General features: G+C 67.2%; 19 protein-coding genes. 9 read left to right on the top strand and 10 right to left on the bottom strand.

Annotated features, from left to right (window positions below; translation table 11 throughout):
• Positions 1-23: 23 nt before the first annotated feature.
• Complete coding sequence (locus ABH915_RS02395) at positions 24-1,070, bottom strand: LacI family DNA-binding transcriptional regulator (protein WP_370117363.1); 1,047 nt, start codon at positions 1,068-1,070, stop codon at positions 24-26.
• Positions 1,071-1,265: 195 nt separating this feature from the next.
• A complete protein-coding gene (locus tag ABH915_RS02390) occupies positions 1,266-1,883 on the bottom strand; it encodes an alpha/beta hydrolase (protein WP_079552210.1) in 618 nt (205 codons plus the stop codon).
• 259 nt (positions 1,884-2,142) lie between these two features.
• Here ABH915_RS02390 and ABH915_RS02385 point away from each other — a divergent pair, with 259 nt between their 5' ends.
• The 6 genes from ABH915_RS02385 (at position 2,143) to ABH915_RS02360 (ending at position 8,235) form a co-directional block, all read left to right on the top strand.
• The gene (locus ABH915_RS02385; protein WP_018774860.1) at positions 2,143-2,406 is read left to right on the top strand and encodes a DUF6458 family protein; all 264 of its coding nucleotides are present in this window, start codon (positions 2,143-2,145) and stop codon (positions 2,404-2,406) included.
• 971 nt (positions 2,407-3,377) lie between these two features.
• Positions 3,378-4,196: a DeoR/GlpR family DNA-binding transcription regulator gene (locus tag ABH915_RS02380; RefSeq protein WP_018774861.1), complete on the top strand. Its 819-nt coding sequence runs from the start codon at positions 3,378-3,380 to the stop codon at positions 4,194-4,196.
• Positions 4,193-5,179 (top strand): 1-phosphofructokinase family hexose kinase, encoded by a 987-nt coding sequence (locus ABH915_RS02375; RefSeq protein ID WP_018774862.1) that lies wholly within the window; start codon positions 4,193-4,195, stop codon positions 5,177-5,179. The genes ABH915_RS02380 and ABH915_RS02375 overlap by 4 nt, the downstream gene beginning before the upstream one ends.
• A 2-nt stretch (positions 5,180-5,181) precedes the next feature.
• Positions 5,182-7,275 carry a fructose-specific PTS transporter subunit EIIC gene (locus ABH915_RS02370; protein WP_370117357.1) on the top strand — a complete coding sequence of 698 codons (2,094 nt, stop codon included), beginning with the start codon at positions 5,182-5,184 and terminating at the stop codon, positions 7,273-7,275.
• 68 nt (positions 7,276-7,343) lie between these two features.
• Positions 7,344-7,625: an HPr family phosphocarrier protein gene (locus ABH915_RS02365; protein ID WP_018774864.1), complete on the top strand. Its 282-nt coding sequence runs from the start codon at positions 7,344-7,346 to the stop codon at positions 7,623-7,625.
• A gap of 322 nt (positions 7,626-7,947) precedes the next feature.
• Positions 7,948-8,235: a Rho termination factor N-terminal domain-containing protein gene (locus tag ABH915_RS02360; protein ID WP_370117353.1), complete on the top strand. Its 288-nt coding sequence runs from the start codon at positions 7,948-7,950 to the stop codon at positions 8,233-8,235.
• 35 nt (positions 8,236-8,270) lie between these two features.
• Here ABH915_RS02360 and ABH915_RS02355 read toward each other — a convergent pair whose 3' ends face one another.
• Entirely contained in the window at positions 8,271-9,272 is a 1,002-nt protein-coding gene (locus ABH915_RS02355; RefSeq protein WP_370117350.1) for a Ku protein, read from the bottom strand.
• Between the two features lie 109 nt (positions 9,273-9,381).
• Here ABH915_RS02355 and ABH915_RS02350 point away from each other — a divergent pair, with 109 nt between their 5' ends.
• Positions 9,382-11,967, top strand: coding sequence for an ATP-dependent DNA ligase (locus tag ABH915_RS02350; protein WP_370124916.1), 2,586 nt, complete (start codon positions 9,382-9,384; stop codon positions 11,965-11,967).
• A gap of 25 nt (positions 11,968-11,992) precedes the next feature.
• Here the strand turns inward: ABH915_RS02350 and ABH915_RS02345 are convergent, their stop codons facing one another.
• Positions 11,993-12,250, bottom strand: a complete 258-nt coding sequence (locus ABH915_RS02345; RefSeq protein WP_026539459.1) for a hypothetical protein — start codon at positions 12,248-12,250, stop codon at positions 11,993-11,995.
• 370 nt (positions 12,251-12,620) lie between these two features.
• Between ABH915_RS02345 and ABH915_RS02340 the strand changes: the two genes are divergently transcribed.
• Positions 12,621-14,222: an MFS transporter gene (locus tag ABH915_RS02340; protein WP_018774869.1), complete on the top strand. Its 1,602-nt coding sequence runs from the start codon at positions 12,621-12,623 to the stop codon at positions 14,220-14,222.
• 228 nt (positions 14,223-14,450) lie between these two features.
• Complete coding sequence (locus ABH915_RS02335) at positions 14,451-15,491, top strand: FUSC family protein (RefSeq protein WP_370117346.1); 1,041 nt, start codon at positions 14,451-14,453, stop codon at positions 15,489-15,491.
• A gap of 87 nt (positions 15,492-15,578) precedes the next feature.
• Here the strand turns inward: ABH915_RS02335 and ABH915_RS02330 are convergent, their stop codons facing one another.
• From ABH915_RS02330 to pxpA, 6 genes are all read right to left on the bottom strand, one after another.
• The gene (locus tag ABH915_RS02330) at positions 15,579-16,910 is read right to left on the bottom strand and encodes a cytosine permease (RefSeq protein WP_370117343.1); all 1,332 of its coding nucleotides are present in this window, start codon (positions 16,908-16,910) and stop codon (positions 15,579-15,581) included.
• Between the two features lie 94 nt (positions 16,911-17,004).
• Positions 17,005-17,964, bottom strand: coding sequence for a biotin-dependent carboxyltransferase family protein (locus ABH915_RS02325; RefSeq protein ID WP_026266678.1), 960 nt, complete (start codon positions 17,962-17,964; stop codon positions 17,005-17,007).
• Entirely contained in the window at positions 17,954-18,865 is a 912-nt protein-coding gene (locus tag ABH915_RS02320; protein WP_370117340.1) for an allophanate hydrolase subunit 1, read from the bottom strand. Before ABH915_RS02320 ends, ABH915_RS02325 begins: the two co-directional genes overlap by 11 nt.
• A complete protein-coding gene (locus ABH915_RS02315) occupies positions 18,862-20,217 on the bottom strand; it encodes an acetyl/propionyl/methylcrotonyl-CoA carboxylase subunit alpha (protein ID WP_018774874.1) in 1,356 nt (451 codons plus the stop codon). Before ABH915_RS02315 ends, ABH915_RS02320 begins: the two co-directional genes overlap by 4 nt.
• A complete protein-coding gene (locus ABH915_RS02310) occupies positions 20,214-20,459 on the bottom strand; it encodes an acetyl-CoA carboxylase (protein ID WP_018774875.1) in 246 nt (81 codons plus the stop codon). The genes ABH915_RS02315 and ABH915_RS02310 overlap by 4 nt, the downstream gene beginning before the upstream one ends.
• Before the next feature lie 44 nt (positions 20,460-20,503).
• Positions 20,504-21,259: a 5-oxoprolinase subunit PxpA gene (pxpA, locus tag ABH915_RS02305; protein ID WP_051082321.1), complete on the bottom strand. Its 756-nt coding sequence runs from the start codon at positions 21,257-21,259 to the stop codon at positions 20,504-20,506.
• Between the last annotated feature and the right edge of the window lie 102 nt (positions 21,260-21,361).

The raw sequence follows: 21,361 nt of genomic DNA, 5'->3' as shown, positions 1-21,361 counted from the left end.
TCCGGCGGCGGACACCGTCCGGATCAGCGCCGGCGCGTGCTGGTGCGCTCTACCAATTTGGTGTCCAGCAGATGGTTCGACGGCGGACTGGCAGGCGGCGGATTGGGAAGTCCTGAGCGATGAAGTCTGTCAATCAGCAGGTTGGCCGCCAACGCGCCCTGGTCGGCAACTGGCTGGGCAATTGTGGTCAGGCCCAGAAACCAACTCATCTGATGATCGTCTATTCCTATGATGGACACGTTTTCCGGCGCTGACAAACCGAACTCCCGCATTGCCATGAGCGCGCCGAAGGCTGCCTCGTCGCAACCGGCGAAGATCGCGGACGGCATCCTGCGGTTTTCCACGAGCTCCACCATAGCCAGCCGGCCGCCTTCGATGCTGGAGCCGGCGTCGAGCACGAAGTCCGGATCGACGGCGAGGCCGTGGCCGGCCAGGGCCTTCTCGAAGCCCCGCCGCCGCTCGCTGGCGGTCACGAGGGAGGGTGCGCCGGTTTCGCTGCCGGCAAGGATGGCAATGTCCCGGTGGCCCAGGTCCAGCAGGTGGTTCGTGGCGGTGCGGGCGGCTTCGGCGTTGTCGATGCCCATGTTGTCCCACGGCACGCCGTGCATCCCCACGCTGGCCACGGCGAGGCCCGACCCGGCGAGCGCGGCCGTTTCGGCCTCGTCCAGGGCGATGTTGAACAGCAGTACGCCATCCACCCGCTGCGCCAGGCCGGCGAGGTCGCCGAAGAGATTCCGCTTCACGCTGGGCCGGTTCCGGAGGCTGATCAGCACCGTGTCATAGCCGCTGTCGGCGAAGACTTCCTCGGCCGCTTCCACGGCCCGGGCAAAGAACCATGCCGTGGCCGTCGGCGCGATGATGGCCACCGAGCCGGTGTTGCCGCCGGCCAGCCGGGATGCCGCGGAGGAGGCTTTGTAGCCGAGCTGGGCCGCCGCGTCACTGACCCTTGCCTTGGCCTGTGCGGAGATGTTGGGAAGCTGCCGGAGGGCACGGGAGACGGTGCAGATGGAGAGCCCGGAGAGCGCGGCGACGTCCTGGATCCTCACGCGCGGGGAGTTGGCCTGCGGCACGGGCTCAGCCCTTTCTTCCCCCTGAAGTAGTGGGCCCGGTGTTCATGGCCGAGGTCGATTGTAAGCGCTTACATATTTGGCATGCAAGTGGATGATCCGGGGTTTCGGCTGCGGGATTGGCGCGCGTTGGCGAGGGTCCCCGGCGCCGGGTCAGTGCCCGGTCATCAGTCGGTCATCACTTTTGTCGACGCCCGGTCAGCGCAGGACGTAGTGCCGCAGGAACGCGCTGACGTCCACGAGTTCTGCCTTCGAGATCGTGTGGCCCATGCCCGGATAGGTCCTGGCCGTGAGCTGGGTGTTCCGGTTCAGCCACGCCTCGGTGTGCTCGGTGGCTGCGTCGTTGATGACGACGTCGCCCTTGTCCCGGCCCCAAAAGAACGGCGGCCGGGCGGTGAAGGATTCGCTCATGGCCAGGAGTTCGTTGTCCAGGACAAAGCCCGAGAGCCCCACAGCTGCGCGGAATTGTTCCGGCCGGAGCCGCAGGAGCGTGCTGGCCATGGCCATCCCCTGCGAAAATCCGAACAGGCTGACGCTGCTGTGCCGGGCTTTGACGGACTCGATCCAGGCGAAGACCGCGTTCGTGGAGGCGATGACGTCGGCAAAGTCGTGGGTGAGGAAATAATCCAGCAGGAACCAGCCGTAGTGGTCTCCAATGTCCTTCGGTCCACGCAGTGCGGCGCAGCTGAACTCGGGCGGCAGGGAAGCGAACAGCTTGGACATGCGGAATTCGTCCGTACCGTAGCCGTGCAGCATCACCAGCAGCGGGGTGCCGCCGCGTTCGTGCTCGGGTTTTGACCAGATCACCGTCTCCATTCGCCCAGCCTATCCAGCACCGCCGCACGCTCGGCCGCGCGCCCGGTGGTGCTGAATGGTTTCCGCCGAGGAATCGGACCTCCGCCCCCCGGATCGGTGGCGCATCCGTCCGAAAAGGGCGCGGCTGGCCGAAACCGGCGCGAAAATTTCCCCGCGGGGCGGAGGGCGCTTCATTGAAACAGCCGGGGCGGGGTTGTAGCGTGACGCTGGACAGCATGCTTACCATCATCGGCCCGTCCCGGGCATCAAGGAGCACGTTATGAGAATCGGTTCCGCAATCTTCCTCATCGCCATCGGCGCCATCCTCGCCTGGGCCGTCGCCCCGGGGCTGATCCCCAACGTAAACCAGGCCATGATCGGCTACATCCTGATGGCGGTCGGCGTGATTGGACTCATCGCCTCACTCGTCCTCGCCGGCCCCGGACGCGGCCGCACGCGCCGGGTCAGCGAAAGCCGCACGGTAGTGGACCCCAACACCGGCGAGACCATCACCCGCAATGAGAGCCGCGACGCAGGCATCTGAGATTTCCCCGCACCCACTGCGCGGCGCGGAACCCAACGACCCGGAAGCCGGGCCGGACCTCGAGGTCGGGCCCGGCTTCCGTCATGTGGCCCAGCCGCGCACAACCGCAGCACATGCCCAGCCCGCGGGGCGGCCCATGGACATAACCCCACAATGCCCACTCCCCAGCCCGACCACTGGACATGTCCCCCGGCGCCCAGCCCGGCCACTGGACATGCCCCCCGGCGCCGGGCCCGCAACCACCCGCACCGCAGCACATGCCCAGCCCGCGGGGCGGCCCATGGACATAACCCCACAATGCCCACTCCCCAGCCCGACCACTGGACATGTCCCCCGGCGCCCGGCCCGGCCACTGGACATGCCCCCAGCGCCCGGCCCGCAACCACCCGAACCGCAGCACATGCCCAGCCCGCGGGGCGGCCCATGGACATAACCCCACAATGTCCACTCCCCGGCCCGGCCAGTGGACATGTCCCCCGGCGCCCAGCCCGACCACTGGACATGCCCCCAGCGCCCGGCCCGCAACCACCCGAACCGCAGCACATGCCCAGCCCGCGGGGCGGCCCATGGACATAACCCCACAATGCCCACTCCCCGGCCCGGCCACTGGACATGTCCCCCGGCGCCCAGCCCGACCACTGGACATGCCCCCCGGCGCCGGGCCCGCAACCACCCGAACCGCGGCACATGCCCAGCCCGCGGGGCGGCCCATGGACATAACCCCACAATGCCCACTCCCCAGCCCGACCACTGGACATGTCCCCCGGCGCCCAGCCCGACCACTGGACATGTCCCGCGGCAAAGGCACCCTTTCTGCGTTCATGTGGTTTTTCATTGACAAACCAACAAGAACAAAGATAAAGTCAAACAATTCCACTTCATGTGACGGGAGTCACCGAAGCGGTCAGAGCGCATTTCCAGCACTAAAGCAGGCAAGAACCAGGACAGACGCAGTACGCAATGGAGGGTAAGTGTTCGCCGAAGAACGCCAGCAGCTGATCGTGGGGCTCATCTACGCCAGCGGCCGGGCCAGCGTCACTGACCTGGCCGAGCGCTTCAGTATCACCACCGAAACCATCCGCCGGGACCTCGCCGCCCTGGAAGCCTCCGGCAGCGTCCGCCGGGTGCACGGCGGCGCGGTCTCTCCGGACCGGTTCAGCACCACGGAAGAAAGCATCCTGGAGCGGACCGTCCAGCGGCAGCCCGAGAAGACCCGGATCGCCGAAGCCGCCCTGGCCCTCATCCCCCAGGGCCTCACCGGCAGCATCCTGATTGACGCCGGCTCCACCACGGAGGCCCTCGCCGAACTCCTGTCGGCCCGGGCCGCGGGAGCCGCCGCGCAGGGCACCGCGCCGGGACCCGGGTCCGACGCCGAACTCGTCGTCATCACCCACTCCCTGCCCATCGCGTCCAGGCTGTCGGGCGGCCCCGGGATCGCCCTGCACCTGCTCGGCGGCAAGGTCCGCGGCCTGACCCAGGCCGCCGTGGGCCAGTCCACGGTGGAAGCCGCCCGCCGGATCCGCCCGGACATCGCCTTCATCGGCACCAACGGAATCCATGCAGCCTTCGGGCTGAGCACACCCGATCCTGAAGAAGCCGCTGTCAAGGCTGCCTTCGTCCAATCAGCGCGCCGCATTGTGGTGCTGGCTGATTCCTCCAAGCTGGACGCGGAAACGCTGGTCCAGTTCGCCTCGTTGAAAGATCTGGACACCGTGATCACAGACACGCAACCCAGCCGGGAACTCGCCGACGCCCTTGCGGAAGCCGGAGTGGAGGTGGTGGTCGCGTGATTGTCACCCTCACCGCCAACCCCAGCCTGGACCGCACCGTGGCGCTGCCCGGCCCCCTGCTCCGCGGGGAGGTTCAGCGGGCCATCTCCGTCCGCCAGGAATCCGGCGGCAAGGGAGTCAACGTCTCCCGCGCCCTCGTCGCGTCGGGGCTGAAGACAGTCGCCGTTCTCCCCGGCGCCGAGGCCGACCCTGTCCTCACCGGGCTGCGGGAGACCGACGTTCCGTTCGCGGCCCTGCCGATCGGTGAGCCGCTGCGCAGCAACGTGGCCCTCACCGAGCCCGGCGGCGTTACCACCAAGATCAATGAACCCGGACCGGCCCTCAGCGAGGACCAGCAGGAGGCCCTGATCAGCCTCCTGCTGGACCACGCCCGCGGCGCCGCCTGGGTAGTCCTGGCCGGCTCGCTCCCACCCGGGGTCCCGGCCGACTTCTACGCGACCGTCACCCGGCGGCTGCGTTCCCTGTTCGACGGCGAGGCCGCACCACGGGTCGCCGTCGATTCCTCCGGCGAGCCCCTCGCCGCAGCGGTCTCCGGCGACACCTCGGGAAAACCGGACCTCTTGAAACCCAACGCCGAGGAACTGGTGGAACTGGCTGCCGCAGCCGGTTTCGCCACGAACAAGTCCGCCGAGGAGCTCGAAGCGGACCCGGAGGCTGCAGCAGCGGCCGCCTCCGCCGTCGTGCGCTCCGGAGTGGGTGCCGTACTGGCCACCCTCGGCTCCAAGGGTGCCGTTCTAGTGACGGCCGACGGCGCGTGGCTGGCCACGCACCCGCCGGTCACCGCGGTCAGCACTGTCGGCGCCGGCGATTCCTCGCTGGCCGGATACCTGCTCGCATCCAGCCAGGGCGCCGCCCCGGTCGATTGCCTCCGTCAGGCGGTGGCCCATGGCGCCGCCGCCGCTTCCCTGCCTGGCTCCACTGTCCCGGCAGTCAACCAAACCACCCCTGATGCCGTAACCATCACGGCCCTCCGGAAGGATTGACAGTGACACAGCTCATTACCACCGAACTGGTCGAGCTCGACCAGAATCTGGGCAGCTCGCCCGAGGACGTGATCCGGCATCTGGCAGGCAGGGTTGCTGACACCGGACGCGCTACCGAGGCCGAAGGGCTTTTCGCCGACGCCTTCGCCCGCGAATCCAAGACCGCCACGGGCGTCCCGGGCGGCATCGCGATCCCGCACTGCCGCTCGACGGCGGTCACCGAACCCACCCTGGCGATGGCGCGACTGTCCCAGCCGGTCGACTTCGGCGCCAAGGACGGCCCCGCGGACATCATCTTCTTCATCGCCGCTCCCGAGGGCGCGGACCAGGACCACCTGAAGCTGCTTTCGAAGCTGGCGCGGTCGCTGATCAAGAAGGACTTCACGGCCAGCCTGCGCGCCGCGAGCACCGAGGCGGAAATTGTCGACCTCGTCGACGCCGCCCTGGCGGACAAACCGGCCGCCCACACCGCTGCCGAAGCGACCGGCGCCGCATCGGCGGCAGCCGCCTCAACCGCCGCCGCCTCAACCGCAGCGGCCGCAACCGGTGAAGGTGCCGGCGCAGCGAAGGCCAAGGGGCCCAAGCGCCTCGTCGCCGTCACGGCCTGCCCCACCGGCATCGCCCACACCTATATGGCCGCCGACTCGCTCGTCGCCGCGGCCAAGGAAGTCGGCGTGGACCTGCAGGTGGAAACCCAGGGATCCTCCGGCGCCAAGGCCCTCGACCCCGCCGTGATCGCCGCCGCCGATGCCGTGATCTTCGCCGTGGACGTGGACGTGCGCGGCAAGGAGCGCTTCGCCGGCATGCCCGTGATCAACGCGCCGGTCAAGCGCGGCATCGACGAACCCGACAAGATGGTCGCCGAGGCACTCGCCGCAGCCGACAACCCGCATGCCCACCGCGTGCCCCACTTCGGCGCCGAGGAGCAGGCTGAGATGGCCGCCGAGGAAAAGAGTGAGCACATTGGCACGAAGCTGAAGAAGGCCCTCCTGACCGGTGTCAGCTACATGATCCCGTTCGTGGCTGGCGGCGGTCTGCTGATCGCCCTCGGCTTCCTGCTGGGTGGCTACAACATCACCGCCTTCGCGGACAAGATCCTGGCGGAGAACAGCCTCACGAACTTGCCCACCGCGTACCCGGAGCTGGCCTGGGGCCCGCTGGGCGCCTACCTGGGGGCCGTGCTCTTCAAGATCGGCGCCCTGTCCCTGGGCTTCCTCGTGCCCGCCCTGGCCGGCTACATTGCCTACGCCATCGCTGACCGGCCCGGCATCGCCCCCGGTTTCGTTGCCGGTGCCACCGCCGTCTTCATGGGTGCAGGCTTCCTCGGCGGCATCGTGGGCGGCCTGATCGCCGGATACGTGGCACATTCGATCGGCAAGCTTAACGTGGCCCGCTGGCTGCGCGGCCTGATGCCGGTGGTCGTTATCCCGCTCGTGGCGTCGCTCGCGGCGTCGGGCCTGTTGTTCGTATTCCTGGGTGCCTACATCGCCCGGGTCACTGTCGGGCTCAACGAATTCCTGTCCGGCCTCACCGGTGCCAGCGCCATCGCCCTGGGCGTCATCCTGGGCCTGATGATGTGCTTCGACCTCGGCGGTCCGGTCAACAAGGTTGCCTACTCCTTCGCAGTCGCCGGCCTGGGCGCAGCCTCCATCACCAACCAGGCCCCGTGGCAGATCATGGCGGCCGTCATGGCCGCCGGAATGGTCCCGCCGCTGGCCATGGCACTGGCCGCGACCGTGCTGAACAAGAGGCTCTTCAGCCTTGCGGAACAGGAAAACGGCAAGGCTGCGTGGCTGCTGGGGGCCTCCTTCATCACCGAAGGCGCCATCCCGTTTGCCGCCGCGGACCCGCTCCGCGTCATCCCCGCCAGCATGCTCGGCGGCGCCGTAACCGGAGCCATCTCAATGGCGGCGGGCGTGGGGTCGAAGGCCCCGCATGGCGGAATCTTCGTCTTCTTCGCGATCGATTCGTTCCTGTGGTTCTGCATCGCCATTGCGGTCGGTACCGTCGTAGGTGCCTTCGCCGTGATCGCGCTCAAGCGCTGGGCAGTCAAGAAGCCGGTTGATACGGTGGAAACTGTTCCCGTAGCCGCCTGAACCAGGACACTTTTTCCAAGCAGATTTTCACAGCTGACAAACACCCAAGCTGACTTCAAGGAGCAGAAATGACCGAACGTAACGCCACCATTGCCAGCCGCGTCGGGCTGCACGCCCGTCCGGCCGCCATCTTCGCCGAGGCTGCAGGCGAGTTCGACAACCTCGAGATCACGATTGCCCGGTTGGGCGAGCCCGAGGACGAGGCAATGGACGCCGCCAGCATCTTGTCGCTGATGAGCCTTGGCGCATCGCACGGCGAAGTTGTGGTGTTGCGTGCCGAAGGTGAAGGCGCCGACGCCGCACTCGACCGCCTGGTGCAGATCCTTGAGACGGATCACGACGCCGAATAGCCTCACCTTCCGGCCCCGCGCCGGAAGACCGGCAGCTTCAGTTGGCCCGGCCGCCCCCGATGAGGGGCCGGCCGGGCCTTCGCGTTTTCTGCCGCCAAGTTCAATGGCAACGCGGGGTCACTTACGGCCCATTCCGTTGGGGAACTTGGGCGCTAAGTGACCCCGCGTTGCTCTGGCGGCGGACCGACAGCCACCGCTTTTGTCAGTGAACTTAGCAAATGCTTGTCACGGCCCGGCGGCGCGGCTAGTTTGGAATCCCCGGCGGCACCGACCGCGGGCCGCCGCCCAAGTGGTTCCGGCCGAAGGAGATGATCGCGCAGCCATGCCAACGAAGAAGGGCGAGCCCCAAGGCTCGGAGAGCCCCAGCATCAAGGACCCCGAGCTCTATGAGAAGTTGCTCGAGGACGGCGCTTCCAAGCAAAAAGCCGCCAGGATCTCCAACGCCGCCGCCAAGCGGGGCCGTTCCGCAGTCGGCCGCAAGGGCGGCAAGGCCGGGGACTACGAGGACTGGACAGTGCCGCAGCTGAAGGCACGCGCCAAGGAGATCGGCCTCACGGGATACTCGGCCAAGAAGAAGAGCGAGCTCATCTCCGCCCTGCGGAACTCCTGATTAGCGTGCACGACGGCGCCGGCAGGCACCCGGGTTCAGGCACCCTTTCGGGCCGTCTTCGCGGCGGTCGCCTTGGGAGCCGCTTCAGTCTTGGCAGCCGCCGCAGTCTTGGCAGAAGCAGTCCGGGTGGACGCCGTCTTGGTGGCTGTGGATTTAGTGCCAGTGGACTTGGATGCCGACGCCCTGGCGGCCGCCTTCGGGTCGGCCTTGGCAGCCGAACCGGATCTCCCGGCAGGAGTCTCCGCCGGCCCTCCGCCGCGCTTTTTCTCGATGCTGCGCTTGAGGGCTTCCATCAGGTCGATAACTTCGCCCTCGCCGGCCTCGGCTGGGGCACCGAAGGTCTCCTCCGTGTCCAGCGATTCCCCCTTGTCCAGCTTCGCCTCAATCAGCTGGCGCAGCTGCTCCTGGTACTCGTCCGTGAACTGGTCCGGCTCAAAGTCGGAGGCCATCGAGTCAACCAGGGCGGCGGACATCTCGCGTTCCTGCGCCGAGATCCGGACGGAGGTCTCGAGTGCGGGGAAGCTGGCCTCGCGGACCTCATCGGCCCACAGCAGCGACTGCAGCACCAGGACCTCGTCGCGAATCCTCAGCGCGCCAAGCCGTGTCTTGTCCCGGAGCGCGAACTGCACAATTGCCACCCGGTCCGTGTCCTCCAGGGCGCGGCGCAGCAGCACATAGGCCTTGGGCGACTTGGAGTCGGGTTCAAGGTAGTAGCTCTTTTCAAACATCATGGGATCGAGCTGGTCGACCGGAACGAACTGGACCACTTCGATTTCGTGGCTGTTTTCCGCCGGGATGGACTTGAGCTCGTCGCGGGTCAGGACCACTGTGCGGCCATCGTCCTCGTAGGCCTTGTCGATGTCCTCGTAGTCGATGATCTTGCTGCAGACCTCGCAACGGCGCTGGTAGCGGATCCGGCCGCCGTCGGCGTTGTGGACCTGGTGGAGGCTGATGTCGTGGTCCTCGGTGGCGCTGTAGACCTTGACCGGCACGTTGACCAGCCCGAACGCTATTGCGCCTTTCCAGATGGCTCTCATGGATCAAGTGAACATCACAGTTGCGCGGAGGTGAAGGGTTTTGCCCAACGGTAAGGAACGCGTCCGGGTGGACGGACGCGAACTGGTGCTCACCAACCTGGAAAAAATCATGTACCCGGAGACGGGCACCACCAAGGCCGACGTCCTGGCCTACTACGCCGCCGTCGCGCCCGTGCTGATCCCCGCCGCCCGCAACCGGCCGGCCACCCGGAAGCGCTGGGTCCACGGCGTCGGGACCGCCGACGCCCCGGGAGAGATGTTCTTCCAGAAGAACCTGGACCATTCAACGCCCGGCTGGGTGCCCCGCGCCTCCATCACGCACAAGGACCGGACCATCCAATATCCCTTGGTCAATGATCCCGCCACCCTCACCTGGCTGGCCCAGATCGCAGCCCTGGAGATCCACGTGCCGCAGTGGCGGGTTGACTCCCACGGCAATGCTTCGCCGCCCGACCGGCTGGTGCTGGACCTGGACCCGGGCGAGGGCGCGGGACTGGCGGAGTGCGTGGAGGTGGCCCGGCTGGCCCGCACCATCCTGCAGGACGTCGGCCTGGATCCCGTGCCGGTGACGAGCGGCAGCAAGGGCATCCACCTCTATGCGGCCCTGGACGGGTCGCAGAGCTCGGACCAGATTTCCGACTTCGCCCGCGAACTGGCCCGCTCGCTCGAAGCCGACCACCCGGATCTGGCCGTCAGCGACATGAAAAAGGCCCTGCGCACCGGCAAGGTGCTAGTGGACTGGAGCCAGAACAACGCCGCCAAGACCACGATCGTGCCGTACTCGCTGCGCGGCCGGCTCCGGCCGACGGTGGCCGCGCCGCGCACGTGGCGGGAACTCAGCTCCCCCTCGCTGCACCAGCTGGACTACCAGGAGGTGATGAAGCGCGTCGCGGCCGGCAAGGATCCGTTCGCCCCGGTTTCCGGCGGCCGGCATGGCGCCGGCACCCCGGCGCCGCACTCACCGCACGCGCCGGACCATCCGCCGGACCACCGGGCGGACCATCTGCTCGGCGGAAGGGCTGAAATCTCTCCCGAGCAGGCCGGCGACGGCGGCGACACCGACCCGCGGCTGGAAAAGTACCGCACCAAACGGGACAGGGCGGCCACTCCCGAGCCCTTCACCGCCGACCGGCACCACGCCGGGGACGAGGGCGGGACACGCCGGGAGAAGTTCGTCATCCAGGAACACCACGCCAGCCGGCTGCACTACGACTTCCGGCTGGAACGCGACGGCGTGCTGGTGTCCTGGGCACTGCCCAAGGGCGTCCCGACCAGCAAAACCAAGAACCACCTCGCGGTCCAGACCGAGGACCACCCGATGGACTACGCCGACTTCGAAGGTGCGATTCCCAAGGGCCAGTACGGCGCCGGGACCGTCAGCATCTGGGACCACGGACACTACGAATGCGAAAAATGGATCGCGGGCAAGGAGGTCATCGCCACCCTGACCGGCGCGGAGGGCGGGGGCCTCGGCGGACCGCGCAGGTTCGCCCTGATCCACACCGGTCAGGCCGATGACCAGTGGCTGATCCACCTGATGGACCCGGCGGCCCCGCACGGCCGCCCCAGCCCGCGGCGCCCGGCCCGCACAGCGGACGATGCGGAGGACGACACAGCGGACGAGGCAGCGAAGGACGCCGATGGGGACGGCGGCCGCCGCGAGGACGGGGACGGCGGCCGCCGCGAGGACGGAGCGGAAACCGGCACCGGCGCCGAACGCGCCCCCGACGCCTCCGGATTCAGCCCGATGCTGGCCACGTCGGGGACCCTGGCGGACCTTCCGGACCTGGACTGGCAGATCGAGCTCAAGTGGGACGGAGTGCGGGCACTGGTCGTCGGCGACGCCACGAAGATCCGGCTCATCAGCCGCAACGGCATAGACATGTCGGTGAGCTACCCCGAGCTCACGGACCGGTCCCGCTGGCCGGAACAGGGCTTCGTCGCCGACGGCGAGATCATCGCCGTCGGGCGCACCGGCCGGCCCGACTTCGGGCTGCTGCAGGGCCGCATGAAACTGAGCAAGGCCGCCGACGTCGCCCGGGCTCAGGAGTCCACGCCCGTGCGGCTGGTGCTGTTCGATCTGCTGTTCGACGCCGGCCAGGACCTGCGGCGCCAGCCGCTGAGTGAGCGCCGCCGCCGGCTGGAGCAGTTCTTCCGCCCTTCCGCCGCCCCGGTGGAGCTCTCCGGCGTGATCGACGGCGACGTCGCGCACATCCTGGAAAGCGCCGCCGAGCTCGGGCTCGAGGGGGTCATGGCCAAGCGCACGGACGGGCGCTATGTCGGCCAGCGCAGCCGGTCCTGGCTCAAGCTCAAGGTTGAACGGACCCAGGAAGTGGTGGTGGGCGGCTGGCGGCCCGGTAAGGGCGGCCGCCGGGAATCCGTGGGTTCGCTGCTGCTGGGGATTCCGGACGGCTCGAAGCTACGCTACGTGGGCCGGGTGGGCAGCGGCTTCAGCACCCGTGAACTCAAGGAACTCCGGCAGCAACTCGACGCCCTGCCACGGAAGACCTCCCCGTTCCGGGAGGTGCCGGACGCTGACGCCGCAGACGCCAACTGGGTGAGCGCAAAACTGGTCGGCGAGGTCACCTTCGGGGAATGGACCGGCAGCGGGAAGCTCCGGCACCCGGTGTGGCGCGGCTGGCGCCTGGATAAGGCGCCAGCCGACGTCGTGGCCGACCCTGCCGCCGGCCCCTAGTCGTGTGGGGCCGGCCGTGATGGGGCTAGTCGTGGTGGGGCAGCTGCGGACGGCTCTGCCGGTGCATGGCTCCGGCGGCCACTTGCTGGCCTTGCCGCCCGCGGGCGCTGTCGCGGTCCTTGGGGTGCCGCTGTTTGCCGCTGCCGTCCGGCCATTGCTGTCCCTGGCCAGGCCCGGGGGGAGCGGGATGCAGGGTCTCGGGTCCGGGGGCTTCAGCCATGGATTGCGCCAGATGGCTCGCGACCTCGGGCTCGATTTCTTCTCCGAACTGATGATCCGCCATTGATCTTCCTTTCCGCTGTAATTAACCGCTGTGAAATGAAGTGTCCATCAATCGTAGGACTGCCCCGATGAGATGTCTGTAGCGCCCGCCGTCGGACTTTCCGCCGGCCCGAATCCGGCCGAAAACCCCCGCATCTGAGGGCTGGCACGGAAAATTTTGGCCGCGGCGCCGCAGCGATGGCCGGTTCCCAGTAACCGCGCGGCGAAAGCGGGCAAAAGAAATTGGTGAATTGCCCCCAATTAGCACCCGAAATGGGCGATCATACGGCACGCAACTCGGAAACTCCAGAGAATTCCCGTAAAATTGAAAGCCTGCCCAGAGCGGGGCAGCTACAAGTCGCAAGCAAATGATCTCCCTAGGAGCTTCCCAAATGCCCACAGACCGAAGCACGACCGACTCTTCAGCAGGCGTCATCGACGCCAGCAGAACCAACCAAGGCGCACCCAAGGGTGTGAAGAAACCGAAGCTACGTCGCCGTCGACTCCGCGAGTCCGACGTCAACGTTGTCGACCAGCCGATGCTCAAGAAGGCACTCGGCGGCACCATCGTGGGTAACACCATGGAGTGGTACGACGTCGGCGTGTTCGGCTACCTGATCACCACCATGGGACCGGTGTTCCTGCCGGAAGCGGACAAGTCCGTCCAGACTCTGTTCCTGCTCGGAACCTTCGCCGCCACCTTCATTGCCCGCCCCCTCGGCGGAGTCGTGTTCGGCTGGCTGGGCGACAAGATCGGCCGACAGAAGGTCCTCGCCGCGACCCTGATGATCATGGCCGCCAGCACCTTCGCCGTCGGGCTCCTGCCCGGCTACGCACAGATCGGCATCTGGGCTGCGGTCCTGCTGGTCCTGTTCAAAGTTATCCAGGGCTTCTCTACCGGTGGTGAATACGCCGGCGCCACGACCTTTGTGAGCGAGTACGCCCCGGACAAGCGCCGCGGATTCTTCGCCAGCTTCCTGGACATGGGCAGCTACCTCGGTTTCGCCCTTGGCGCGGCCCTCGTTTCGGTGCTGCAGCTGACCCTCGGCCAGGACACCATGGAGCAGTGGGGCTGGCGCATCCCGTTCCTCATTGCCGGCCCGCTCGGCCTGATCGCCGTGTACTTCCGGAGCAAGATCGAGGAATCCCCCCAGTTCCAGGCGACCCTGGATGCCCAGGAGAACCTCGCCAAGGACGCAACCGCCGCGGACACCGCAGCCTCCAAGGGCCCGGTGGGCATCGTGAAGGCGTACTGGCGCTCCCTCATCGTCGCGATGATCCTGGTCGCGGCAGCAAACACCGCCGGCTACGCACTGACCTCCTACATGCCGACGTACCTGACGGAGTCCAAGGGCTACGACGAACTGCACGGCACGCTGCTGACCATCCCCGTGCTGGTCATCATGAGCCTCTGCATCCCGCTGACCGGCAAGCTTTCTGACCGGATCGGCCGCCGCCCTGTGCTGTGGATCGGCGCCATCAGCACTGTCGTCCTCGCCACCCCCGCCTTCCTGTTGATCGGCATCGGTGAAATCTGGTCCACTCTGGCCGGCCTTTCCCTGATTGCCTTCCCGGTGACGTTCTACGTGGCCAACCTGGCCTCGGCCCTGCCGGCCCAGTTCCCGACGGCCAGCCGCTACGGCGCCATGGGCATCGCGTACAACTTCTCGGTGGCCATCTTCGGCGGCACCACGCCGTTCATCGTTGCCGCCCTGATCAGCGCAACCGGCAACGACATGATGCCGGCCTACTACCTGATGGCCACCTCGGCGATCGGCGCAGTAGCGATCTACTTCCTGAAGGAATCCGCTCAGATGCCGCTGCCCGGCTCCATGCCGAGCGTGGACACCCAGGCCGAGGCCCGCGAGCTGGTCGCGACGCAGGACGAGAACCCGCTGATCGACCTCGAGCACATGGACATGCCCATGGTCGCACCGGCCGTCGATTCCACCGCAGGGCGCGGGGAAGCCGAGAAAGTCCCGGCCAACGCCTAAGCCTGCTGGTCCGACCGGACCGGCAGCAGTAGCCCAGGCTACGTAGCTGACAGCCCCGCCCTTTGAGGCCTGTTCCGGATGCTTACCCGTTGGGGGACGCATCCGGGCAGGCCTTAGGCGTGTCCGAACCACTATCAGCTCCCGCGAAAGCAGGGACAGCCGGGAAAGCCCGGCCCCCGGGCACCCCGCGAAAGTTAGGGAACCGGAGAAACCCGAGAGGCAGTTGAGATGTCCCTGTTGCACCACATCCGCTCTCTGCACAGCCTGGCCCCGGCCAACAAGGACCATGTGTCGGCTTGGCGGGTGGCGATCAGCGTGGCCGTTCCGTCCCTGGCGCTCCTGGCGGCCGGCCGCCCCGAGCTGGCCGGCTACGCCGTTTTCGGCGCGCTGACCGGCATGTACGGCCGCACCGAGCCTCACCAGCTCCGGCTCCGCCATCAAAGCCAGGCTGCTGTCCTCCTGGTTGCCGGCGTAGGAGTCGGCGTCTTCCTCTCTGTCCACCACATTCATTCGTGGGCCCTGGTGATCATTGAGGCCGCGTTTGCCGGCGTGGGCTCGCTGTTCACGGACAGGACGGCCCTGAAACCCGCCGGTCCCTTCTTCGGGATCCTGGCCCTGGGCGCGTGCGCCTCCGTTCCCGCCGCCGACCCCTGGCAGACGGGCGTTCTCATCGCCGCGGGATCGGCCGGGTTCTCGATCATGGTCGGCTTTGGCGGCTGGTTTGTCGGCCGCGCCTGGCACCGCGGGCGGCGGCGGGACGTCACGGTGCTGCGCGGGGCAGGCCGCCGGGCGGCGTGGCTGCATGCCGCCCGCTACGTCACCGCCGTCGGCGGCGCCGGGATCCTGGGGGTCCTCAGTGGCAGCGGCCACCCGCACTGGGCCATGGCCGCGGCGGCGGTACCGCTTGCCGGGGCGGACCTGCCCAGCAGCGTGTACCGCGGCGTCCACCGGATCGTCGGGACACTGGCCGGACTCGTGGTGGTCGCGGCGGTCCTGTTCCCGTGGCCGGGCTCGCCGCTGCTGGCCTTCCCCGGCCAGGAGGCCGCCGTCCTGGTCTGCCTGGTGATCGTCTTGCAGTTCAGCACCGAGCTGTTCATGACCCGGCACTACGGCCTCGCCATGGTCTCCTTCACCCCGGTGATCCTGCTGGTCGGACAGCTTGCCGCGCCGGCCGATCCCGGCGTGCTGGTGACCGAACGGGCCGTCGAGACACTGGTGGGCGCCGCCGTCGGGATCGCCGTCGTCTTGTTGATCCGCCGACGACGGTAACGGTCCCAGCCGCCGACGCTGCACGTCATGCGGCCGCCCGCCTCTATAGCGGGGCAAGAGGCGGGCAGCCGCCCTGACGCGATCGGGCTACTGCGGCTCGGCCGCCAGCAGCTCGGCATGTTCCTCGGGCGAGAGGTCCCTTTGTCCGTCCATGACCGGGGGCGGGGAGAGCTTGTACGCGGCATAGTACAAGCCGGCGGCGAGCGCCATGGTGATCATCGGAGTGAGCTGCGAGACCACGGGCAGCGCCGTCTGCTCGGTCAAAATGATGCCCGTGGCGGAGGCAACCACCCACGCGATGGCTCCGGCGGTGACCGGCTTCAGCCGGCCCGGCCGGACTTCCGGGAAGTACCGCTCCTCTTTCCAGTTCACTGCAATGTACGTCAGCGCGATCGCCACCCAGGCCGTGACGAAGACGCCCTGCCAGGCGAGCGCCTTCAGCAGGTAGCTCAGCACGTCCGTGAGCATCAGCAGGAACGCCAGCACTCCGGAGACAATCACCCAGACATACCGTGGCAGGTTGAGGCCGAACACCCGGTGGGCGAAGGCCGAGAGGTTCGTCGACGCGAGGAAGTAGTTGGCCGTATTGATGCGGGTCTGCGAGATGAAAATGACCAGCAGCCCCCAGACTCCCAGCGAAGATATGAACGCCGTGACCACGCCCGTCTCGGACGCCTCCAGGCCCCACGCACTCATGATGTAGATGCCGACCAGGCCGTTCAGCCCGAACGTGAAGGCATAGAACACCCAGCCGAACGTGACGCTGCCGAGGAATTTGCGGTCCTGGCGTTTGCCCATCCGGGCATAGTCGAAGGTGTACATCATCATGATGTAGACGCCCATGTAGATCAGGTAGGACGTCAGCCAGCCGGGCAGTGCGGAGCTTGCCGCGGCCTCGCCGATCCAGTTGGTGGGCACGCCCTGAATCAGGGTCGCGGCGATGACCACTGCGACGAGCCCGGCGAAGTAGAACGGGAGCAGGAACCCATTGAGCCGGTCCAGCCAGTGCTGGACACCGCCGACTGCCAAGGGGACGGCGTAGACCACTACCGCGGCGTACCAGAGCACGAGTTCGCCGCCGAAATATTCGTGGAAGGCGACGGCGATGATGGAGCCCTCAAAGACGGCGTAGTAGATGGCCGTGGCCGCGAAGATCAGTGACGCGAGCGCCGATCCCAGCAGTCCGAACAGGGTCCGGGAGAAGACACTCACCGTCAGGCCGGTGCGGGCCGCGTAGCGCGAGAGCACCAGGTTGATGATCCCGTACGTGGCGATTGTGAGGACCATGCCGATGATGGTGTTGGGCACCCCGACGGCCCCGGCCGAGGCCACTGCCACGTAGATCCAGAACATAGCCGAGAACAGGGCCCACCAGGCCATGGTCAGCGACCATTTGCCGACCCGCTGGTCGACGGGCATTACTAAATTTGAGTACGACAAAGCGACACCTCTGGTGTTGTAGTGATGCAATTGTGCAGCCGGGCCGGGCGCCACGGGGCTGTGGGGGCGTTGGTTATCCCCAGATGGAACGGCGGAGGGCCTTCCCTTCCGAACGGGCAGCGACGGCTTCCTCCATGCTCACCGCGACGAAGCGCGTCTTGGTCCCCGGTGCGCTGCGGGCAAGTGAGTCCATATCCGCGCTGATGACGGTTGCGACCATGGCGTAGCCTCCTCCGGACACGGCGTCGCGGTGCAGGACGATCGGTTCTTTGCCGCCGGGGATCTGGATGGAACCCACCGCATATCCGGCGTCGACGATGTTGGAGGGATCGGAACCGGCACCGAAGGGCTGCTCCCGCTCCTTCCATTCGACCTCCGGCCCGCTGTAGCGCAGGCCCGTCCTGTCGGCCACCGGAGTGAGCGTCCAGGTCGACTCCAGCAGGGTCGCCAGTCCGGCCGCAGTCAGCCGGTGGTCGTAGAGGCCCAGAAGGACCCGGATCTCCGTTTCGGCCGGGAATGCCGGGCGCAGCTCCGGGGCGATCGCGCCCAGGACCTCCCCGGATGCCGTGTCGCCCACAGGTACCTGGTCCCCGGCGGCGAGCTTGCGGCCCTGATAGCCGCCCAAGGCACCAAGGGCGTACGTGGAACGGCTCCCGAGCACCAGCGGCACGTCAATGCCGCCCCGGACTGCCACGTAGTACCGGGTGCCGCCCTGGAGGAATCCGAACGAGACCTCGTCCCCCGCCGCCAGTTCAATGGCCTCCCATTGCGGGGCGGTGGCTCCGTTGACTTTCACCTCCACCGGCGCGCCACCCACGGCAATCACCGCGGGCGCGGAGGTGCGGAATTTCGGGCCCAGATAGGTGCATTCGAGCACCGCTTCCTCGGCGGTGTTGCCCACCAGGGCGTTGACGATCTCCGCGGAGAGCTGGTCCATGGAGCCGCCTTGTGGGATTCCCACGTTGTAGTGGCCGAATCTTCCCCGGTCCTGGACCGTCGTTGAGAGGCCTGGTTCCAAGATCTCAAGAGTCATTGAGGTTCTCCAATAGCTTGGTGTTGTAGCTCTCGGGGTCGCCGAGGGCCTCGGCCAGATCGAAGGTGACCGGCACCTGCTTGTAGACGAAGGTTCCCGCGTCCACCTGTTCCTTGATGCTCTTGTATTCGTCCTCATCGACGGGGCGGAACTTGACGATGTCGCCGGGTTTGAAGAAGACCATGAAGTCCTTGAAATCGGCCAGGGACTGCGCCGGGTCGAAGATCGGAGCCGCCGCGATGCCGAACATCTGGTAGCCGCCGGCCCCGCGTACGGAATAGATGCAGGCGAAGCAGCCGCCGTGGCCGACGGTGAGCGGAGGCGTATCCGTGCGCGGGCTCAGGTATTTCGGCACCTCCAGCTGTTGCTCGCGCGGCACCATCTGGAACATGAACGGCAGACCGGCCACAAACCCGACCATGGAGACCAGCCAGGGACTGCTGTGGTGGCGCCTGATGAACTCGTCGGCACCGGAGAGATCGTTGACCTCGGCCGCAAAGTCCAGGTCGGTCCCCTCCGGCCGCTGGTGACCGCTGCGGAACCGGGCACCGGTTTCCCGCGTGTACGGATCGTCGTACCAGACCGGAATCTCGATCAGCCGGGTGTTCAGCACCGGGTGGGAGGCGTTGTCCACTTCGACTTCGATCTCCCGCATGGCGGATTCGAGGTCCGCCGCGTCCAGCAGGTCAGGATCGAAGCGGACCAGCAGGGACGCGTTGGCGGGGCAGATTTCGGTCACGCCGGCCAGCGCCCGGCCACCGAGCCGGGTGGCCATCGAGTTGGATTTGAAGTTCGCGGCCAGGCTCATGGCCTCGGAGATTTCCACGAACAGGAACTCGTCGCCGCCCCAGGTGTAGCGTGCCGTGCCTTTGAGCGAGTCGGCGCTCAGATTGTCGCTCATGACAGCCCACCCAGGATCTCCGGGGTCGTCTCGATGAACTTGGTGTGGTGCTCCACCGACTTCAGTTCCGGCCGGTGCAGCACGGCACTCAGCAGCGGGATGGTGGTCGACACACCCTCGATCGTGATCTCGTCCAGGGCCCGGATGGACCGCCCGATGGCCTCGTCCCGGGTTTCGTCCCAGACAATGATCTTCGCCAGGAGCGAGTCGTAGAACGGCATCACCGTGGATCCGGCAACGAACCCGGAGTCAATACGGACACCGGGACCGCCCGGCCAGTCGAGGCGTTCCAGCAGCCCGGGGCTGGGCATGAATCCCTTGGCCGGGTCTTCGGCGTTGAGCCGGAACTCGAAGGCATGGCCGCGGAAGACGACGTCTTCCTGGCGCATCCGAAGCGGCTCGCCGGCGGCGATGAGCAGTTGTTCCCGGACCAGGTCAAGGCCAGTGACCATCTCCGTGACGGGGTGCTCCACCTGGAGCCGGGTGTTCATCTCGATGAAGGAGACTTCGTGGTTGACCGCGTCATAGAGGAATTCGACGGTGCCGAGTCCCTTGTAGTGGCACTGCCGGGCAAGCTCCACCGAGGAATCCAGCATGTGCTTGCGGACGGCGTCCGGCAGGTCAGGGGCGGGAGCCTCCTCCAGTATTTTCTGCTGCCGCCGCTGCATGGAGCAGTCCCGGTCACCGAGGTGGACGACGTTGGTGCCGTCCCCGAGGACCTGGACCTCAACGTGCCGGGCGCGTTCCACAAACTTCTCCAGGTAGACGGCGGCACTGCCAAACGCGGCGGCAGCTTCGGCCTGCGCCACGTCGACGGTCGAGGCCAGGTCTTCCGCGCGGGTCACGAGCCGGATTCCGCGCCCGCCGCCGCCTGCGGCCGCCTTGACCACCAGCGGGTAGCCGATCTCGGCCGCGATCTCCAGCAACGCGTCGCCGGTGGGGGCCTCCCCGTGGGTCCCGCGGAGGGTGGGAACGCCCGCGGCCTCAGCCGCCTGCCGTGCCCGCGCCTTGTCCCCCATCAGCTCGATGGCTTCCGGGGACGGGCCCACCCAAATGAGCCCGGCTTCCATGACGGCCCGGGCGAACACCGCATTCTCGGACAGGAAGCCGTAGCCGGGGTGCACCGCGTCGCAGCCGAAGTCGATTGCCGCTTTCAGGACGGCGCCATGGTTCAGGTAACTTTGGCTGGCGGGGGCGGGACCAATGACCGCGTATTCATCCGCAAGGCGGGCAGCCAGCCCGTCGACATCGGGTTCGCTCGCCACCACCACCGTGCGAATCCCCAGTTCGCGTGCTGTGCGGATAATCCGTACGGCGATCTCACCCCTGTTGGCTATGAGCAGTTTCTTCATGGTTTTTCCTCTATCACTGCAATCACGTCACCCGGATTGACCGTGCCTGAATCCGACACCTCGAACTTGACCAGGTTCCCGGCCACTTCTGTCTTGACTTCGCTGAACTGCTTCATGATTTCGACGACGCCGATCGTCTGGCCCGCCTCGACGTCGTCGCCTTCCTGCACGTAGGGATCCTTGTCCGGGCCGGGCTTGCGGTAGAACACTCCGGGAAGCGGCGAGGTGACTTGGTGTGACATGGTGTGCCTTTCAGTTTGCGGTGGGGTGGGCGGTGCGTGACAGGTCATGGCTGCCGTTCGCCGAGGGCCGCCCGCACGGCTTGCGCCACGGCCGGCGAGTTGGGGGCATCAGAGTGGACGCAGATGCTGGTGAAGTCGATACCCACGGTCGAGCCGTCGGAGGTCTCCACGAGACCGTCGTCCAGGACCCGGCGCACGCGTTCGGCGGCCTTGGCGGGGTCCGTGGCCTCGGGCCGGCGCTGGATGATCAGCTGGCCGGCGGGGTTGTAGTTCAGGTCCACGTAAAGTTCGCCGACGAACGGCACCCCCATCTCCGCGCAGACGCTTTCGTGCGCGGTGCCGGCAAGCCCGAAGATGGGGACACCGTACAGTGCGGCGACTTTCGCGGCGGACCGCATCAGCTCCGGATCACGCGAGAGCATCCCGTACAGGGAGCCGTGGGGTTTGATGTGGTTGAGTTCCACTCCGGCCTTCTTCAGGAAGCCCACCAGTGCACCCGTCTGGTACAGGATGAGGGACTCGACCTCGGCCGGAGTCAGTTTCATTTCGCGGCGCCCGAAGCCGGTCAGATCCGGCAGGCCCGGGTGCGCACCGATCCGGACGCCGTGTGCCTTGGCGGCGGCTACGGTTTCCTCCATGGTGTCCGGATCGCCGGCGTGGAAACCGCAGGCCACGTTGGCCACGTCAATGATTTCCATGAGCGCCCGGTCATTGCCGAAGCTGTGCAGCCCGAAGGCCTCGCCCAGGTCCGAATTTATCTCGATGCCAGCTGTGACGCTGCCCACATTAACATTGTTCATGCGTTCAACAGTAGGGACTGCCCCATCCCTTACATAGTGGGCAAATGTCCACTAACTTGGAGAGCAAGTGTGCATGATGCACACCGAATTCGGACGGCGGCG

The organism is Arthrobacter sp. MW3 TE3886 (assembly GCF_041262145.1).
Lineage (GTDB): Bacteria > Actinomycetota > Actinomycetes > Actinomycetales > Micrococcaceae > Arthrobacter.
Note: the sequence above shows the minus strand (reverse complement) of the source record. Positions and strands in the feature narration are given on the sequence as shown.

What these genes read in the sequence shown, in the direction of transcription:
- ABH915_RS02390 (WP_079552210.1), bottom strand. Translation starts at nt 1,883, where the DNA reads ATGGAGACGGTGATCTGGTCAAAACCCGAGCACGAACGCGGCGGCACC.
- ABH915_RS02320 (WP_370117340.1), bottom strand. Translation starts at nt 18,865, where the DNA reads ATGAGCGACAATCTGAGCGCCGACTCGCTCAAAGGCACGGCACGCTAC.
- ABH915_RS02325 (WP_026266678.1), bottom strand. Translation starts at nt 17,964, where the DNA reads ATGACTCTTGAGATCTTGGAACCAGGCCTCTCAACGACGGTCCAGGAC.
- ABH915_RS02365 (WP_018774864.1), top strand. Translation starts at nt 7,344, where the DNA reads ATGACCGAACGTAACGCCACCATTGCCAGCCGCGTCGGGCTGCACGCC.
- ABH915_RS02310 (WP_018774875.1), bottom strand. Translation starts at nt 20,459, where the DNA reads ATGTCACACCAAGTCACCTCGCCGCTTCCCGGAGTGTTCTACCGCAAG.
- pxpA (WP_051082321.1), bottom strand. Translation starts at nt 21,259, where the DNA reads ATGAACAATGTTAATGTGGGCAGCGTCACAGCTGGCATCGAGATAAAT.
- ABH915_RS02315 (WP_018774874.1), bottom strand. Translation starts at nt 20,217, where the DNA reads ATGAAGAAACTGCTCATAGCCAACAGGGGTGAGATCGCCGTACGGATT.
- ABH915_RS02345 (WP_026539459.1), bottom strand. Translation starts at nt 12,250, where the DNA reads ATGGCGGATCATCAGTTCGGAGAAGAAATCGAGCCCGAGGTCGCGAGC.
- ABH915_RS02385 (WP_018774860.1), top strand. Translation starts at nt 2,143, where the DNA reads ATGAGAATCGGTTCCGCAATCTTCCTCATCGCCATCGGCGCCATCCTC.
- ABH915_RS02355 (WP_370117350.1), bottom strand. Translation starts at nt 9,272, where the DNA reads ATGAGAGCCATCTGGAAAGGCGCAATAGCGTTCGGGCTGGTCAACGTG.
- ABH915_RS02350 (WP_370124916.1), top strand. Translation starts at nt 9,382, where the DNA reads ATGTACCCGGAGACGGGCACCACCAAGGCCGACGTCCTGGCCTACTAC.
- ABH915_RS02340 (WP_018774869.1), top strand. Translation starts at nt 12,621, where the DNA reads ATGCCCACAGACCGAAGCACGACCGACTCTTCAGCAGGCGTCATCGAC.
- ABH915_RS02360 (WP_370117353.1), top strand. Translation starts at nt 7,948, where the DNA reads ATGCCAACGAAGAAGGGCGAGCCCCAAGGCTCGGAGAGCCCCAGCATC.
- ABH915_RS02330 (WP_370117343.1), bottom strand. Translation starts at nt 16,910, where the DNA reads ATGCCCGTCGACCAGCGGGTCGGCAAATGGTCGCTGACCATGGCCTGG.
- ABH915_RS02335 (WP_370117346.1), top strand. Translation starts at nt 14,451, where the DNA reads ATGTCCCTGTTGCACCACATCCGCTCTCTGCACAGCCTGGCCCCGGCC.